Here is a 15,274-nt window from a genome sequence, read left to right as displayed (position 1 = left end):
TCAGGCCCCGCTCGCGGGCCGGTCCCCGCTCGGCGACGTGGCCGGGCCGTCGTCGCCGGCCTCGTCGTCCTCCTCGCCCGGGTCCGCGGCGAACAGCCCGCGCGGCGGGTCGACGGTGATGACACCGGCGTCGACGTCGACCTCGGGCACGAGCTCGGCGACGAAGGGTACCCGCGCCTGGGCGCCGTCGGGCTCGGTGACGAGCAGGACGTCCTGCGCCGGGAAGTGCTCGAGCTCGGCGACGGTGCCGAGCTCGCGGCCGTCGACGTGGCGCACGCGCATGCCGACGAGCTCGTGCGGGTACCAGCCCTCGTCGTCGCCCTCGTCCTCGTCCTCGTCGGACTCCACCACCAGGCGGACACCGCGCAGCGCCTCCGCGCCGCCCCGGTCGCGGGCCTCCTCGAAGTGGACGTAGGTGGACCCGCCCTGGGCGCGGAACCGTGAGACGGTCAGCGGTCCGGCGTCCGACGGCTCGGTCTCGAGCACCTGGCCGACGGCGAGGCGCCGGCCCGGGTCGTCGGTGCGGACGTCGAGGCGGACCTCCCCGCGAAGTCCGTGGGGGGCGCCGATCACGGCGACGGTGAGCAGCACGGCGGCTCCTTCTCTGGGTGGGAAACGCGCAGACCCGGCCCGCACGGCGGGCCGGGTCTGCGAGGTGGTGCGTCAGCGCCGGTCGGTGTCGACCACGTCGACCCGGACCGGGCCGGTGGTGGACAGTGCGCCGATGACCGTGCGCAGGGCGCGTGCGGTGCGCCCGGAGCGGCCGATGACACGGCCGAGGTCCTCGGGGTGCACGCGCACCTCCAGCAGCTCCCCCCGGCGCAGCGACCGGGTGGTGACGCGGACGTCGTCGGGGTGGTCGACGATGCCGCGCACGAGGTGCTCGAGAGCGTCCGCCAGCACGGGGATCAGGCGTCCTCGGCGGGGGCCTCGGCCGCGGTCTCCGCAGGCGCCTCGGCCTCCTTCTCGGCCTTGACCTCGGCGGCCCTCGCCTTGCGCTTCTCGGCCTCGTCGTCCGCGGCCTTGACCGCGTCCGCCTTGGCCTTCGCCGCGCCGTCGGCGGAGGTGTCCTTGGTGCGCAGGGTGCCCTCGGCGCCCGGCAGGCCCTTGAACTTCTGCCAGTCGCCGGTGACCTTGAGCAGCGCGGCGACCTGCTCGGTGGGCTGGGCGCCCACGGAGAGCCAGTACTGCGCCCGCTCGGAGTCGATGTCGATGAGCGAGGGCTCCTCGGTGGGGTGGTACTTGCCGATCTCCTCGATCGCACGGCCGTCGCGGCGGGTGCGCGAGTCCATGACGACGACGCGGTAGTACGGCGCTCGGATCTTGCCGAGACGCTTGAGACGGATCTTGACTGCCACTAGGTGGTCACTCCTGGTTTCGATGAGGGGCGGACCGCGTCGGGCCCCGGTGGGTTTCGGGGCCGTTCGAGATCACGGGACGCAGCACCGGACGGTGAGAGGGGCCGATCGGGCTGAGTACAGCGGTTCATTCTGCCAGACCTGAGCCCGTTGTCCCAACGTGGGGCTCACCACGGCGCCGGCCCCGGGTGCAGGCCGCTGGGGACGACGAACCAGCCCTCACCGGTGGCCGGGATTGTGAAGCCCGAGGTCACCGGCGCGTTCTGGACATTTCGCCGACCGCGGGCGCACGATCAGCCGAGGTCCGGGCACGGTACCGACCCGGTCCGGAACCTTGACCCGGGTGCGACGGTGCTCCCGGGCAGGACGAGGAGGACCCATGGCACGACGACTCACGGCACTTCTGTCGGGTCTGCTCCTGGCCGGGCTGGCCCTGCTGCCGGCCGCCCCCGCCGGTGCGGCCGCGCCCGCGGAGGAGCTCGCCGAGCTCTGCGCGGAGCTCTGGGGCGGCACCTCCCCCACCGACGAGCCCCTGGCCGCGTGCCAGTGGGACATGGAGCAGATCGGGGCGACCACCGACGGCGCCCACGCCCTCGCGACGGGCGAGGGGGTGCGGGTGGGGGTTCTGGACAGCGGCGTCGACCCCACCCACGACGACATCGCACCGAACCTCGACTGGGCAGCGTCGTGCTCGTTCATCGACGACGACACCCCCACCGCCGCCGCGGGTGAGGCGGGTAACGGGGACTGCACGAACAAGTCCGCGGTCGTCGACGTCAACGGCCACGGGACCCACGTGGCGTCCACGATCGCCGCACCGGTCAGCGGGATCGGTATCGCCGGTGTCGCGCCCGACGCGACCCTGGTGGCCATCAAGGTGTGCACCGAGGCCGGCTACTGCTTCGCCGACTCCGTCGCCGCCGGGCTCCGCTACGCCGGCGACCTCGGGCTCGACGTCGTCAACCTCAGCCTCTTCGCCGACCCCTACCTGTACTACTGCGGCAACGAGGCCGAGCAGCGCGCGATCCTGCGCGAGCTCCAGCGGGCGACGCGGTACGCCCAGCAGCGCGGCGTCCTCGTCGTGGCCTCGGCCGGCAACGAGCAGGCCGACCTGGCGCACCCGGAGCTCGACACCATCTCGCCGGACTGGCCGCCCGACACCGCCGTCGAGCGCGAGGTGGGCAACAACTGCCGGGTGGCGCCGGCGGAGCTGACGGGCGTCCTGACGGTCTCGGCGACAGGACCGGAGGAGCTGGCGAGCTACTCGTCCGTGGGCATGGGCGTCGTCGACGTGGCCGCCCCGGGCGGCGACTACTTCGCCGCGACGGACACCGTCCAGGACGCGATCCTCGGCGCGCTGCCCAACACCCCGAACGACATCTTCGCCTCCCTGGACCCGCTCGAGGCGTTCCTGCCGGGCCTCACGGTTGTGGACCAGGGCAACAACTACGGCTTCCTCAACGGCACGTCGATGGCCGCTCCGCACGCCGCGGGCGTCGCCGCGCTCATCGTGGAGCAGCACCCCGACTGGTCCTGGGGCGCCGTCGCCGCGGCGGTCCGGGCCACCGCCACGGAAATGGCCTGCCCCGCTGACTACGTGCAGGAGGAGGAGTCGCAGATCGCCCGCTGCTACGGCGGCGAGGGCCGGACGTCCTTCTTCGGGGCCGGCCTGGTCGACGCGGAGGCGGCCGCCCGCCGCTAGTCGACCACCTGCTCCGACGCGTTGCCGGTGCGGCCTCCCCCGCACCGGCAACGCGTCGGCCGCCCCACCCGACGGCGCGGCCGGGTCGACCGTAGTTCAGCCGTTTCGACCGCGATTCAGCCACAGCGCCGGCAGTTCAGCCACTGCGGTTCGACGACAGCGGTTCGGCCGTTGCGCGCGTCGCCGTCCCGCTGGTCAGACGATCTCGCCGCGCAGGACCACCGCTGCCGGCCTCGCGATGACGGAGACGTCGTCCCGCGGGTCCGCGTCGTAGACGACGACGTCGGCGCTCGCCCCCTCCTCGATGCCCGCGGCACCGAGGTATCGGCGCGCTCGCCACGAGGCCGCGGCGACGACGTCGGGCGCCGGCACACCCGCCCGGGCGACCTCGGCCAGCTCGGCGGGCAGCGAGCCGTGACTGATGGTGCCTCCGGCGTCGGAGCCCATGAGGAGCGGCACTCCCGCGTCGTGCATCGCGAGGACCTGGTCGTACCGGCGGGCGTGCATGCGCCGCATCCGGTCGGCGTAGACGGGGTACTTCGTTCCGGCCTGGTCGGCGATCGCGGCGAACCGGCCGACCTGCAGGAGGGTCGGTGTGACCGCGATCCCCCGCCGGGCCGCCTCGGCCAGGTGGTCGGCGTCCATGCCGGTGCCGTGCTCGATGCCGTCGATCCCGGCGTCGAGGAGCGGGTCGATGCTCTCGCGGGCGAACGCGTGAGCGGTGACGCGGGCTCCGGCGTCGTGCGCCGCGGCGACGGCGTCGCGCAGGACTTCGGCCGGCCACAGCGGCCGCAGGTCGGACACGGCTCCCTCGGCGCGGTCGATCCAGTCGGCCACGATCTTGACCCAGCCGTCGCCGTACGCGGCCTCCTCGGCCGCGGCTCGAGGAAGGTCGGCGACGTCGTCGAGCTCGCGGCCGTAGTGCCGCAGGTACCGCTTCGGGCGGGCGAGGTGATGGCCGGCCCGGATCAGACGGGGCATGTCGGGGCGCTGCTGCACCCAGCGGTTGTCCATGGGCGAGCCGGCGTCACGGACGAGCAGCGTGCCGGCGTCACGGTCGGCCTTGCCCTGCACCTCCGCCTCGGCCTGGTCGACCTCCCCGGCTGCGCCGAGCCCGATGTGGCAGTGGACGTCGACCAGCCCCGGAAGCACCCAGCCCGTGAGGATGCGGGCGCGACCGGCGTCGTCGGGGCGCCGGAAGGTCAGTCGGCCGTCGACGACCCACGCCTCGTCCAGCTCGGTGGCGTCGTCGACGACGATCGTGCCGGTCAGGTGGAGGACCTCGGTCATGGGCGACAGGCTCTCACGCCGTCACGATGCGCCTGAGGTCCCCGCCGGCTGTCACTCGCTCACCGTCCCGGCCACACACCCGGCCGCGGGCCGCCGCCGGCCGTGGACCCGCCGCTGTCCGCACCCCGTCGCAGGCCTCGCCGCTGTCCGCGCCGTCGCCGCGCTTCGCGTCCCGTCACACCGTCCGTGTCCGTGCTCGACGCAACGCCTCCCCGACCTGCGCGAGAACGTTCGAAGGCTGGTCGACCAGCTGGCGCCAGGTGAACCGAAGGACGGTGTAGCCGGCGACGGTGAGCGCATTGAGACGAGCCCGGTCGGCCTCGAAGTCCGGGTGCGCGCGCCGGCCGTCCACCTCCAGGATGAGCCGCTCGACCCGGAACAGGACGTCAGCGCGGGCGATCACCCGGCCACCCACCACGATCCGCTGGTCCGCCTCCCAGCCGTTCAGCCCGGCGACGTGCAGGAGCCGGTGCAGGCGGCGCTCGCCCTCGCTGAGGGCTCCATCGGTCGTCGCCGCCAGCAGGCGGCGGAGCTGAGCGACGCCAGGCTGCCCGCCGCGGTCGGCGACGGCGGGCAGCGAGGGCATCGACCGTCACGATCTCCCGCGTCCGGACCCACGCCATGAGGTCTTCGGCGTCGCGGTACGGGAAGCTCGCCAGGCAGTCGAGGGATGTTCGCAACGGCGTCGTCACCCGGAATGAGAAGACCCTCCCCGCGTCCCGCGGCCCCAGCTCGAAAAAGTGCGGGACGAGTCCGGCCCAGACCCGGCGACGGCCCTGCACGACCACGTGAACCATTCCGTCGTCGCGAACCGGCAGCCCGTGAACCACGGCGGCGGTACGCAGGCACACCACCGCGCTCGGCCAAGTCAGTGCCGCCCCAGCGGCGCGGCGGTGCGCGGCGCTGCCGGGCGGGACAGGTGCGGTGACGTCGACGTAGGCGGAGTTGCGTCCAGCAGAGTGGTGTACCGGTAGCTCGGTGAGCGTGTCGTCGTAGACGAGTGCGGTCACCGCGTGATCCTTCGAGTGAACCTTCCACAGCACTCTCGAAAAGGACCGACTGCGATGACCGCTCCTTCCAGTATCGACCCTGCCCGGATTCTCCAGGACCACCTTGCCCAGGCGTCCCCGGACCTGCTGCGCCAGCTGCTCACCACGTTCATCAACGCCCTGCTCTCCGCCGACGCCGACGCCGTGTGTGGTGCAGCGTGGGGGCAGGTCTCGGACGAGCGCACCAACCGGCGCAACGGCTACCGCCACCGCGACTTCGACACCCGCGCCGGGACCATCGACGTCGCGATCCCGAAGCTGCGCACCGGGTCCTACTTCCCCGACTGGCTCCTCGAGCGGCGCCGCCGCGCCGAGGCGGCCCTGACCAGCGTGGTGGCGACCTGCTACCTCCTGGGCGTCTCCACCCGGCGGATGGACAAGCTCGTCCAGACCCTGGGGATCACCGGGCTGAGCAGGTCCCAGGTCTCACAGATGGCCAAGGACCTCGACGCCCAGGTCGAGGACTTCCGCACCCGGCCGCTGGACGCCGGCCCGTACACGTTCCTCGCCGCGGACGCGCTCACGATGCGGGTCCGCGAGGGTGGCCGGGTGGTCAAGGTCGCCGTCCTGGTCGCCACCGGCGTCAACGCCGACGGCCACCGCGAGGTCCTCGGTGTCCAGGTCGCCACGGCCGAGTCCGGGGCGGGGTGGCTGGCGTTCTTCCGTGACCTCGTCGCCCGGGGCCTGACCGGGGTCAAGCTCGTGACGTCCGACGCCCACGCCGGCCTGGTCGAGGCCATCGGGGCGACCCTGCCCGGGGCGGCGTGGCAGCGGTGCCGCACGCACTACGCGGCGAACCTCATGGCCAAGTGCCCCAAGGCGTCCTGGCCGGCCGTGAAGGCCATGCTGCACTCGGTCTACGACCAGGTCGACGCCCCCGCCGTCCAGGCCCAGTTCGACAAGCTCCTCGACGCCGTCGAGACCCAGCTGCCCGACGTCCACGCCCACCTCGACGACGCCCGCGGCGACATCCTGGCCTTCACCGGCTTCCCCAAGGCCCTGTGGCGCCAGATCTGGTCCAACAACCCCAACGAGCGCCTCAACCGCGAGATCCGCCGCCGCACCGACGTCGTCGGCATCTTCCCCGACCGCACCAGCATCATCCGCCTCGTCGGGGCCGTGCTCGCCGAGCAGCACGACGAATGGGCCGAAGGCCGCCGCTACTTCGGCCTCGACGCCCTCGCCAAAGCCCGCCTGAGCCTCATCACCACCACCGAGACCGAACAGGAGGACCCCGCCATCGCCGGCGCCATCAGCGCCTAACACCCCACGAAGGAATCACGCCGAACCCGTACACCACCCCAGAGGACTTGACCGTAGGCGGCACCGACCAGCCGTTGCCATCGTCCTCGGGAGACGCGATGCCGGACAGCGCCTCTGGTGAAGCCAGCCTCGTTCGCCATCGCGAGGGTGAAGACACCGAGGACAGAGGTCCGGCGGAGTCGCTCTCTCGCGTGCGCGACGTCGGCGGCGTCCATGCCGTCAAGCCTGGCGCGAGCGGCTGGCGACGATCGACTCCGTCCCCACCTTGCACCCTGAGGAGCTGGTGCACGGTGCGGGGCGGGATGAGTCCAGCAGGAGTGCGACCGGGTGAAGCGCAGCCGAGCCCGGTCGGAACCAGGTTGCTCGTCTGGTCGCAATCGGTAGCTGTTATGTGTCAGGACATCGGTAACAGTGGTGTGTCAGGACATCGGTGACAGTTTGGGCCTCTTGAGCTGGTAGCTGCGGTTGGGGTTGAGGGTGAACTCGGCGGCGAGGATGTTGCCGACGTAGAAGGTGAACTCGGTGCCGACCTGGACCACGACGGTGGGTTTGAGGGCGTGGTGTTTACCGACGGAGAACCTGTGGCCGTCGATGGTGGTGAGGCCGTTGATCGAGACCTGGCGTCCCAGGATGCGTGTCGTGGCAGCTTCCGCGGCGGGTCCGGCGACCGGGCCGAGGGTGTAGCGCTGGGCCGGGGTGAGCCCGCCCAGGACGCGGTTGCGCCGGTGGTTGTAGCCCTGCCGGTAGTCCTCCACGAGCGCTTGGAGGTGGGACGGGCTCGAGGGGAGAGGTCGGGCGCGCAACCACTTGCGGAAGCGTTGGTGGGCACGTTCGTTCTTGCCCGCGGTCTGGGGATGGTTCTGCCGGGAGGCGATCTGGCGGACCCCGAGCGCGCGGGTGTTCTTCTCCATCTGGGAGATGAAGCCCATCCGGGAGCCGTTGAACGCCCGGGAGTTGTCGGTCAACAGCTCCATCGGCAGTCCGTGCTCGGCGCTGGCCTTGACGAACGCCTCCCAGGCCGCCGCTGCGCTCTCGGAGGGGGCGACGTGCAGGGCGAGGTCCTTGCGGGAGCAGTCGTCGCTGACGTGGATGACGACCACTTGCTGGCCGTCGGCGAGGGTGACGTCGAAGCCGTCCATCTGCCACAGGCTGTTGACCTTCTCGCGCTCGAAGCGCGTCCACGAGCTGCGCGGGCGCCGGGCCGGGACCAGCTCACGCAGCCCGCGCACGGCCAGGACCCGGTTGATCGTGGCCTCCGACGGCAACCGGCGGCCCTGCCCCCTCGCGGGTCGGTCCTCGATGCTCGGCCAGGTGGGTCCGGATCGCCCAGGCCCCGTAGTCGAACCCTGACGCCTTGAGCTCCACACGGGCCGTGACGATCGCCTCGGCGTCCGCCTGGGTGGTCCTGCTCGGGCTCGTCCGCGGGCGACGCGAGTCGTGCGTGAACCCGGCCAGGCCCTGCTCGGCGTACCGGGCGGCGTACTTGTAGAACGTCTTGCGTGAGACGCCGAGCCGCCGGCTCATCACGCTGACGTTGACCGGCTCGCCGGCCACATAGGCGAGCACCGCCGCCGCCAGTTCCGGATCGACCTCGCGGTCGTCATCTCTGCCCATCCAGGCAGCATTACGGCGGCGCCACTGTCACCGATGTCCTGACACATAAAGTGTCACCGATGTCCTGACGCTCAACAGTCGCAATCAGCAGCCAATCCGGCAACCTGGCTGCTCGGGCGGAAGCGACGCCGGGCCTACCCGCGCGGCCGGCCTACCCGCGCGGCCGGCCCACCCGCCGCGAACGACGGCTGCCCGGCGTCAGCGCAGGTACTTCTGCAGCTCCTCGAGGTCGGGCAAATCCTGGGCCTGGCCACCGCCGACGGCGCCGCCGAGACCGAAGGAGGCACCGGCCGCGGGCCGGGCACCGGTCTTCAGCGAGAGCTCGACCTCCTGCTGGGCACGCTTGGCCGGGTTCCCCGACTTGCCCTTCTTCCCCTTCTTCGGCGGCGGGGCCATGCGTCCCTTGGACTTCTTGCCACCGCCGGGCATCATCCCCATCCCGGGAACGCCCTTGCCGCCGGAGCGGGCCATCTGGCGCATCATCGTCTTGGCCTGCTCGAACCGCTCGACCAGGGAGTTGACCTCGGCCACGGTGGTGCCGGACCCCCGCGCGATGCGCTGGCGCCGCGAGCCGTTGAGGATCTTGGGGTCGTTGCGCTCGGCCGGGGTCATCGAGTGGACGATCGCCTCGACCCGGTCGACCTCGCGCTCGTCGAAGTTCTCCAGCTGCTCGCGCATCTGGCCCATGCCCGGGAGCATCCCGAGCATCTTCTTCATCGAGCCCATCTTCTTGAGCTGGTTCAGCTGGCCGAGGAAGTCCTGGAGGGTGAAGTCGCCCTGACCGGCGAGCTTGGCCGCCATCTCCTCGGCCTGGCCGGCGTCGAAGGTCCGCTCGGCCTGCTCGATGAGGGTGAGGATGTCGCCCATGTCGAGGATGCGCGAGGCCATCCGGTCGGCGTGGAAGCGCTCGAAGTCGCTGAGCTTCTCCCCCACCGAGGCGAAGAGCACCGGCTTGCCGGTGACGCCGCGCACCGACAGGGCGGCGCCGCCGCGGGCGTCGCCGTCGAGCTTGGTGAGCACGACGCCGGAGAAGCCGACACCCTCGGCGAAGGCGTTGGCCGTGGTGACGGCGTCCTGACCGATCATCGCGTCGAGGACGAAGAGGGTCTCGTCGGGCTGGACGGCGTCACGGATGTCCGCGGCCTGCTGCATCATCTCGGCGTCGATGCCCAGGCGGCCGGCGGTGTCGACGACGACCACGGAGTACAGCTTGTCGCGGGCGTGCTGGACGCCGGAGCGGGCCACCGCGACGGGGTCGCCGACACCGTTGCCCGGCTCGGGTGCCCACACCGCGACGCCGGCCTGCTCGCCCACCACCTGGAGCTGGGTGACGGCGTTGGGCCGCTGGAGGTCCGAGGCCACGAGGAGCGGGGTGTGCCCCTGCTCGCGCAGCCACAGGCCGAGCTTGCCCGCGAGGGTGGTCTTGCCCGCGCCCTGGAGGCCGGCGAGCATGACGACCGTCGGGGGCTGCTTGGCCATGTGCAGGTCGCGCGCCTGGCCGCCGAGGATCTCGACCAGCTCGGCGTTGACGATCTTGATGATCTGCTGGGCCGGGTTCAGCGCCCCGGAGACCTCCGCCGACTTCGCGCGCTCACGCACGTTGGCGGTGAAGGACCGGACCACCGGCAGGGCGACGTCGGCGTCGAGCAGGGCGCGCCGGATCTCGGACACGGTGGCGTCGATGTCCGCCTCGGACAGACGCCCCCGGCCGCGCAGCTGCTTGAAGGAGGCGGTGAGCCGGTCGGACAGGTTCGCGAACACGGATGGGTCCCTCGGGGTGTGCGGGTGAAGATGGCCTGGGGGTCAGGGTAACGCGACGGCGGCCCTCACCCGCTCCGTGAGGGCGTCCACGCGGCGCGCGCGCCAGGTGGTCCACGCCTGCGGACCGGCCGCGACGGCGTCGGCCTCGGTCAGGCGGCGCAGCATCGTCAGGACGTCGGCGTCGTGCGCGACGGCGGCGGCGACCCGGGCGACGACGGAGGGGTCGTCGAGGTCCTCCCGGCCCGCCACCCCCGGCAGGAGGAGGTGCTCGCGCACGAGGAGGACGACGACGTCCCGCTCGGCCGGGGCGAGTCCGAGCCGGTCCATCATCGGTCCGGCGAGCCGGGCGCCCGCGGCGGCGTGGTCGTGCACGCCCGGCGCCTTGCCGATGTCGTGGAGGAACGCCGCGAGGAGGAGGAGGTCCTCCCGTCGCACGGCGCCGGCGGTCGCGGGCACCAGCGCGACGGTCTGGACCATGTGCCGGTCGACCGTGTGACGGTGCACGGCGGTGCGCTGGGGCCGGTTGCGCACCCGGGACCACTCCGGGAACCACGTCGTCACCACCCCGGCGAGGTCCAGCCCCTCCCACACCGGCACCTGGGCCTCGCCGCTGCCGAGCAGCTCGACGAGGAGGTCCCGCGCCGCGGCCGGCCAGGGCTCGGGGAGCGGCGCGCCCACGCCCAGGCTCGTCAGGGTGACCGGCGAGAGGGGCAGGCCGGTGCGGGCCGAGGTGGCCGCCGCCCGCAGGGCGAGGAACGGGTCCGCCGCCGGGTCGGCGCCACCGGCGAGGACGAGCTCGCCGTCGTGCTCGGCGAGACCCTGCGCGGGTTCGTTCAGCCGCGGGGGCATGGCCCGGCCGCGGACGACGAACGGACGGAAGACCCGCGGGCGCGGCTTCTCGGCGGCCCGCCGCGCCCGCCGAACGGTGACGTCCAACGCGGCGCTGACCACCCGCGCGGACTGGGCGAGGGAGGCGAGGAGCTCGTCGGCCGGGTCGGTCACGTCATCGTCGTCGTCGAGCCCGAGGGCGGCGGCGACGTCGTCCTGCTCGGCCAGGCGCAGCACGTGCGAGCGCCGGCCGGTCGTGCGCGCCAGGGCGTCGCGCACGTCCAGGAGGTGGCGGTAGGACCGGTCGAGGTCGCCGTGCGGGCGGTCCGTCAGCCAGCTGGCCACGAGGGCGCGGACGACGACGGCGTCGCGCAGCCCTCCGCGGGCCTCCTTGAGGTCGGGCTCGATGAGGTAGGCCAGCTCTCCCGCCCGCCCCGCCCGCGCCACCACCGAGTCGAGGAGGTCCGGCAGGCGGCGCCGCGCGGCCGAGCGCCAGTCGGCCAGGACGGCTCGCCCGGCGGTCTCGGCGACGCCGGCGTCGCCGGCGACCACACGCAGGTCGAGCAGCCCGACCGCGGCGGGCAGGTCCGCGGAGGCGACCTGCCGGCACTGCTCGAGGCTGCGCACGGAGTGGTCGAGCTCGAGGTGGGCGTCCCACAGCGGGTACCACAGGGACTCCGCGAGCCGGGCGAGCCGGGCCCGGTCGACGCTGCCGTCGTGGACGAGCAGCAGGTCGAGGTCGGCCAGGGGCCCGCCGTCGCGCCGTCCGAGGCTGCCGACGGCGGTCAGGGCGACGCCCCGGGCGTCCAGGTCGGCGGTGGCCGCCGCCCACAGCTCGGCCAGGGCGGCGTCGGTGAGGTCGGCGAGGGCGCGGCGGTATCCCGGGCCCTGGCCGGGGTGCGCCAGACGGGCCCGGCGCAGGTCCCCCACGAGGGTGGGGGTCCGCACCGGGCCCGTCCGAGGTGGCGGCGTGGTCACAGGGCCTCGGGGCCGCGCTCCCCCGTCCGGACCCGGACGACGTCCTCGACCGGCAGCGTCCAGACCTTGCCGTCGCCGATCCGCCCGGAGTGGGCGGCGCCGACGATCGCGTCGACGACCGCGGGGGCCTCGAAGTCGTCGGTGAGGACCTCGACCCGGATCTTCGGCACGAGCTCGATGGTGTACTCGGCACCGCGGTAGACCTCGGTGTGGCCGTGCTGGCGGCCGTAGCCGTTCGCCTCGGAGACGGTCATGCCGTGGATCCCGGCCGCCTCGAGGGCGTTCTTGACGTCGTCGAGCCGGTGGGGCTGGACGATCGCGGTGACGAGCTTCATGCCTTTGCCTCCGTAGTAGTGCGGGTCGCCGCGGGAGCGGTGGTCCCGGCGTCGGACGAGAACCGGCCGGCGCCGAGCGCCTCGTACGCCGACTCGCCGTGCTCGGCCTGGTCGATCCCGCCGACCTCCACATCCTCCGCCACGCGCCAGCCCATCGTCGCCTTGAGCGCCACGGCGATGACCGCGGTGACGACACCGGAGTACACCATCGCCACGACGGCGATGAGCACCTGGACGACGAGCTGGTTGGCGCCGCCGCCGTAGAGCAGGCCCGTCTCGGTGGCGAGGAAGCCGATCCCGACGGTGCCCCACAGGCCGCTGACGAGGTGGACGCCGACGACGTCGAGCGAGTCGTCGTAGCCGAGCTTGAACTTCAGGCCCACGGCCAGGGCCGACAGGGCGCCGGCGACCGCGCCGAGGGCGATCGAGCCGACCGGGTCGAGCGCGCCGGCGGCGGGGGTGATCGCCACGAGGCCGGCCACGACGCCGGAGGCGGCGCCGAGGGAGGTGGCGTGGCCGTCGCGGAGCTTCTCCACGAGGAGCCAGCCCAGGACCGCGGCGGCGGTCGCGGTGGTGGTGTTGACCCACGCGAGGCCGGCCACGCCGTCGGCGGTGAAGGCCGAGCCCGCGTTGAAGCCGAACCAGCCGAACCACAGCAGCGCGGCGCCGAGCATGACCAGCGGCAGGCTGTGCGGGCGCATGGGCACCTTGCCGAAGCCCTTGCGGCGGCCGACGACCAGCGCGAGGACCAGGCCGGCGATGCCGGCGTTGATGTGGACGACCGTGCCACCGGCGAAGTCGATGGGAGCGGCGATCCCGCCGAAGGGACCGTCGGCGCTGAGCAGCCCGCCGCCCCAGACCATGTGCGACATGGGGAAGTAGGACAGGGTCGCCCACAGGCCGGCGAAGACCATCCAGGTGGAGAACTTCGTGCGGTCGGCGATGGCACCGGAGATCAGTGCGGTGGTGATGATCGCGAAGGTCGACTGGAACGCCACGCCGACGACGGCGGGGACGCCGTAGTCGTCGATGACGAACTCACCGGCCTCGTCGTAGATCGTCCCCGAGAGGCCGAACTGGTCGAACGGGTTGCCCAGGATGCCGGCGACGTCGCTGCCGTAGGACATCGACCAGCCCCACAGCACGTAGATGACACCGATGAGGGCCATCGCGCCGAACGACATCATCATCATGTTGAGTACGGACTTCGACCGGGTCATGCCGCCGTAGAAGAGCGCCAGCCCGGGGGTCATGAGGAGCACGAGAGATGCTGAGATCAGCATCCACGCGGTTGCTCCGGTATCCAGCTCCATGGTTCCTCCCTCGCCAGCACGCTCGGCTGGCCAGGCACCACAGTCCATCGGCGACGTTTCGTCCGGTGCATCGCCATGTTTCGTCCGTGTGACGGAATCGCCCGCCGTGTGACGATCCTGTTGCACGGGTCCGTTCGGCTCACGATGTGAGACGAATCGGTCCGGCGAAGGACCTTCAGGGCCCGCCGGCGGCGCGTCCGAGCCGAGTCGGCGGCCGGGACGGGAGCGTGCGCGTCAGGACAGGAGCGCGTCGACGAAGTCCTCGGGGACGAACGGGGCGAGGTCGTCGGGCCCCTCGCCCAGGCCGACGAGCTTGACCGGCACGCCGAGCTCGCGCTGGACGGCGACGACGATGCCGCCCTTCGCGGTGCCGTCGAGCTTGGTCAGGACGATGCCCGTGACGTCCACGACCTCGGCGAAGACCTGCGCCTGACGCATCCCGTTCTGGCCGGTCGTGGCGTCCAGGACGAGGAGCACCTCGCGCACCGGCGCCTCGCGGGACATCACGCGCTTGATCTTCCCGAGCTCGTCCATGAGACCGGCCTTGTTCTGCAGGCGGCCGGCGGTGTCGACGACGACGACGTCCGCGGCGCTCTCCCGGCCCGTCCGGACGGCGTCGAAGGCCACCGCCGCGGGGTCCGCTCCCTCACGCTCGGAGCGGACGACGGGGACGCCGACCCGCTCGCCCCAGGTGCTGAGCTGGTCGGCCGCCGCGGCGCGGAAGGTGTCGGCCGCGCCGAGCACGACCGTGCGGTCCTCCGCGACCAGGAGCCGGGCAAGCTTGCCGACCGTCGTGGTCTTGCCCGTGCCGTTGACCCCCACCACGAGCACGGTGGCGGGGTGGGCGAGGCCGTCGTCGCCGACGGCGGGGTCGAGGTGGAGCGTGCGGTCCAGCTCCGGGCCGACGAGGGCGAGCAGCTCGCTGCGCAGCACCTCGCGCACGGCAGCGGGGTCGGTGGTGCCCAGGACCTTCGTGCGGGTGCGGAGGGTCTCCATGAGCTCGGTCGTCGGCCCCATACCGACGTCGGCGAGCAGGAGGGTCTCCTCGATCTCCTCCCAGTCGCTCTCGGTGAGGTCGCCACGGGAGAGGATCGACAGGAGCGTCTGGCCCAGCGCGCCGGACCGGGCGAGACGTTCGCGCAGGCGCTGCATGCGACCGGCGACCGACTCGGGCCGCTCGAGGGTGGGGGTGGCCGGCTCGTCCCGCTCGAGGACCGCGCTGGCCCCCTGGGCCGGTGGCTGGTCGGCCTCGAAGGGGCTGACCTCCTCGGGCGGGAGGGTGAGGGCACCGCCCCGGCGGCTCCGGGCGCCGGAGGTCAGGGCGATGACACCGACGACGACGGCGACGAGGACGAGGACGGCGAGGACGATGACGATCCAGCTGATGTCGGTCACGCGGGACAGTCTGGCCCACCGGCGGGGGTGGGTGCGAGGCGGCTCGAGCTCAGCGGTCGGCGCGGCTGCGCGCGCGGGAGCGGGCGCGCTCGATCCGGGAGGCGATGTCCCCGGGACCGATGTAGGCCGGCTGCGCGGTCGGACCCATGTCGAAGATGTCCTCGAGCCCGGCCTCGGAGACGTCGGCACGCCGGGTCCGCACCTGCTCCGCGGTGAGCTCCTCCGACCGCCAGGCGGCCACGGAGTCACGCAGCCACTGCGCCCAGCCGCCGTCCGGGCTGCGCTCGGACAGGATGACGGCCAGGACGCCGAGCGCGCCGAGGACGGCGATGATCACTGCGAGGACGGCTCCGGTCATGCCTCCAGTATCACCTGACCGCGGCTGCCC

15 protein-coding genes are annotated in these 15,274 nt (G+C 72.8%); 2 read left to right on the top strand and 13 right to left on the bottom strand.

The window, feature by feature from the left end; genetic code table 11:
• The 3 genes from rimM to rpsP all read right to left on the bottom strand — a co-directional run bounded on the left by rimM (position 1) and on the right by rpsP (position 1,358).
• Positions 1–591, bottom strand: a complete 591-nt coding sequence (rimM, locus tag EDD32_RS11590; RefSeq protein ID WP_123917643.1) for a ribosome maturation factor RimM — start codon at positions 589–591, stop codon at positions 1–3.
• Positions 592–663: 72 nt separating this feature from the next.
• Positions 664–903, bottom strand: coding sequence for an RNA-binding protein (locus tag EDD32_RS11585; protein WP_123917641.1), 240 nt, complete (start codon positions 901–903; stop codon positions 664–666).
• A 5-nt stretch (positions 904–908) separates the two neighbouring features.
• On the bottom strand, positions 909–1,358 hold the full coding sequence (rpsP, locus tag EDD32_RS11580; protein WP_123917639.1) for a 30S ribosomal protein S16: 450 nt from the start codon (positions 1,356–1,358) through the stop codon (positions 909–911).
• A gap of 379 nt (positions 1,359–1,737) precedes the next feature.
• Here rpsP and EDD32_RS11575 point away from each other — a divergent pair, with 379 nt between their 5' ends.
• Positions 1,738–3,060, top strand: coding sequence for a S8 family serine peptidase (locus EDD32_RS11575; protein WP_123917637.1), 1,323 nt, complete (start codon positions 1,738–1,740; stop codon positions 3,058–3,060).
• A 195-nt stretch (positions 3,061–3,255) separates the two neighbouring features.
• Here EDD32_RS11575 and EDD32_RS11570 read toward each other — a convergent pair whose 3' ends face one another.
• Positions 3,256–4,350, bottom strand: coding sequence for an amidohydrolase family protein (locus EDD32_RS11570; RefSeq protein WP_123917635.1), 1,095 nt, complete (start codon positions 4,348–4,350; stop codon positions 3,256–3,258).
• 175 nt (positions 4,351–4,525) lie between these two features.
• Complete coding sequence (locus EDD32_RS11565) at positions 4,526–4,936, bottom strand: endonuclease domain-containing protein (RefSeq protein ID WP_123917633.1); 411 nt, start codon at positions 4,934–4,936, stop codon at positions 4,526–4,528.
• Between the two features lie 478 nt (positions 4,937–5,414).
• On the opposite strand from EDD32_RS11565, the gene EDD32_RS11560 reads away from it, so the two are divergent.
• Positions 5,415–6,662: an IS256 family transposase gene (locus EDD32_RS11560; protein WP_123916160.1), complete on the top strand. Its 1,248-nt coding sequence runs from the start codon at positions 5,415–5,417 to the stop codon at positions 6,660–6,662.
• Positions 6,663–7,081: 419 nt separating this feature from the next.
• On the opposite strand, the gene EDD32_RS11555 is transcribed toward EDD32_RS11560, so the two are convergent.
• The 8 genes from EDD32_RS11555 to EDD32_RS11520 form a co-directional block, all read right to left on the bottom strand.
• Complete coding sequence (locus tag EDD32_RS11555) at positions 7,082–7,927, bottom strand: DDE-type integrase/transposase/recombinase (RefSeq protein ID WP_123917631.1); 846 nt, start codon at positions 7,925–7,927, stop codon at positions 7,082–7,084.
• Positions 7,875–8,276 (bottom strand): helix-turn-helix domain-containing protein, encoded by a 402-nt coding sequence (locus tag EDD32_RS11550; RefSeq protein ID WP_123917629.1) that lies wholly within the window; start codon positions 8,274–8,276, stop codon positions 7,875–7,877. Before EDD32_RS11550 ends, EDD32_RS11555 begins: the two co-directional genes overlap by 53 nt.
• Positions 8,277–8,474: 198 nt before the next feature.
• Entirely contained in the window at positions 8,475–10,037 is a 1,563-nt protein-coding gene (ffh, locus tag EDD32_RS11545; RefSeq protein WP_123917627.1) for a signal recognition particle protein, read from the bottom strand.
• Positions 10,038–10,079: 42 nt separating this feature from the next.
• Positions 10,080–11,813, bottom strand: coding sequence for a [protein-PII] uridylyltransferase family protein (locus tag EDD32_RS11540; protein ID WP_246006103.1), 1,734 nt, complete (start codon positions 11,811–11,813; stop codon positions 10,080–10,082).
• A 26-nt stretch (positions 11,814–11,839) separates the two neighbouring features.
• On the bottom strand, positions 11,840–12,178 hold the full coding sequence (locus tag EDD32_RS11535; protein ID WP_123917623.1) for a P-II family nitrogen regulator: 339 nt from the start codon (positions 12,176–12,178) through the stop codon (positions 11,840–11,842).
• Positions 12,175–13,491 (bottom strand): ammonium transporter, encoded by a 1,317-nt coding sequence (locus EDD32_RS11530; protein WP_123917621.1) that lies wholly within the window; start codon positions 13,489–13,491, stop codon positions 12,175–12,177. Before EDD32_RS11530 ends, EDD32_RS11535 begins: the two co-directional genes overlap by 4 nt.
• A 234-nt stretch (positions 13,492–13,725) precedes the next feature.
• Positions 13,726–14,877 (bottom strand): signal recognition particle-docking protein FtsY, encoded by a 1,152-nt coding sequence (gene ftsY, locus EDD32_RS11525; protein ID WP_123920497.1) that lies wholly within the window; start codon positions 14,875–14,877, stop codon positions 13,726–13,728.
• A 58-nt stretch (positions 14,878–14,935) separates the two neighbouring features.
• Positions 14,936–15,244 (bottom strand): hypothetical protein, encoded by a 309-nt coding sequence (locus tag EDD32_RS11520; protein ID WP_123917619.1) that lies wholly within the window; start codon positions 15,242–15,244, stop codon positions 14,936–14,938.
• Positions 15,245–15,274: the final 30 nt, after the last annotated feature.

This window comes from Georgenia muralis (assembly GCF_003814705.1).
GTDB classification, from domain to species: Bacteria; Actinomycetota; Actinomycetes; order Actinomycetales; family Actinomycetaceae; genus Georgenia; species Georgenia muralis.
Note: the sequence above shows the minus strand (reverse complement) of the source record. Positions and strands in the feature narration are given on the sequence as shown.

Excerpts from the sequence above, each read along its gene's own strand:
- EDD32_RS11560 (WP_123916160.1), top strand. The coding sequence starts at position 5,415 with ATGACCGCTCCTTCCAGTATCGACCCTGCCCGGATTCTCCAGGACCAC.
- EDD32_RS11570 (WP_123917635.1), bottom strand. The coding sequence starts at position 4,350 with ATGACCGAGGTCCTCCACCTGACCGGCACGATCGTCGTCGACGACGCC.
- EDD32_RS11550 (WP_123917629.1), bottom strand. The coding sequence starts at position 8,276 with ATGGGCAGAGATGACGACCGCGAGGTCGATCCGGAACTGGCGGCGGCG.
- EDD32_RS11530 (WP_123917621.1), bottom strand. The coding sequence starts at position 13,491 with ATGGAGCTGGATACCGGAGCAACCGCGTGGATGCTGATCTCAGCATCT.
- EDD32_RS11565 (WP_123917633.1), bottom strand. The coding sequence starts at position 4,936 with ATGCCCTCGCTGCCCGCCGTCGCCGACCGCGGCGGGCAGCCTGGCGTC.
- EDD32_RS11535 (WP_123917623.1), bottom strand. The coding sequence starts at position 12,178 with ATGAAGCTCGTCACCGCGATCGTCCAGCCCCACCGGCTCGACGACGTC.
- EDD32_RS11575 (WP_123917637.1), top strand. The coding sequence starts at position 1,738 with ATGGCACGACGACTCACGGCACTTCTGTCGGGTCTGCTCCTGGCCGGG.
- EDD32_RS11520 (WP_123917619.1), bottom strand. The coding sequence starts at position 15,244 with ATGACCGGAGCCGTCCTCGCAGTGATCATCGCCGTCCTCGGCGCGCTC.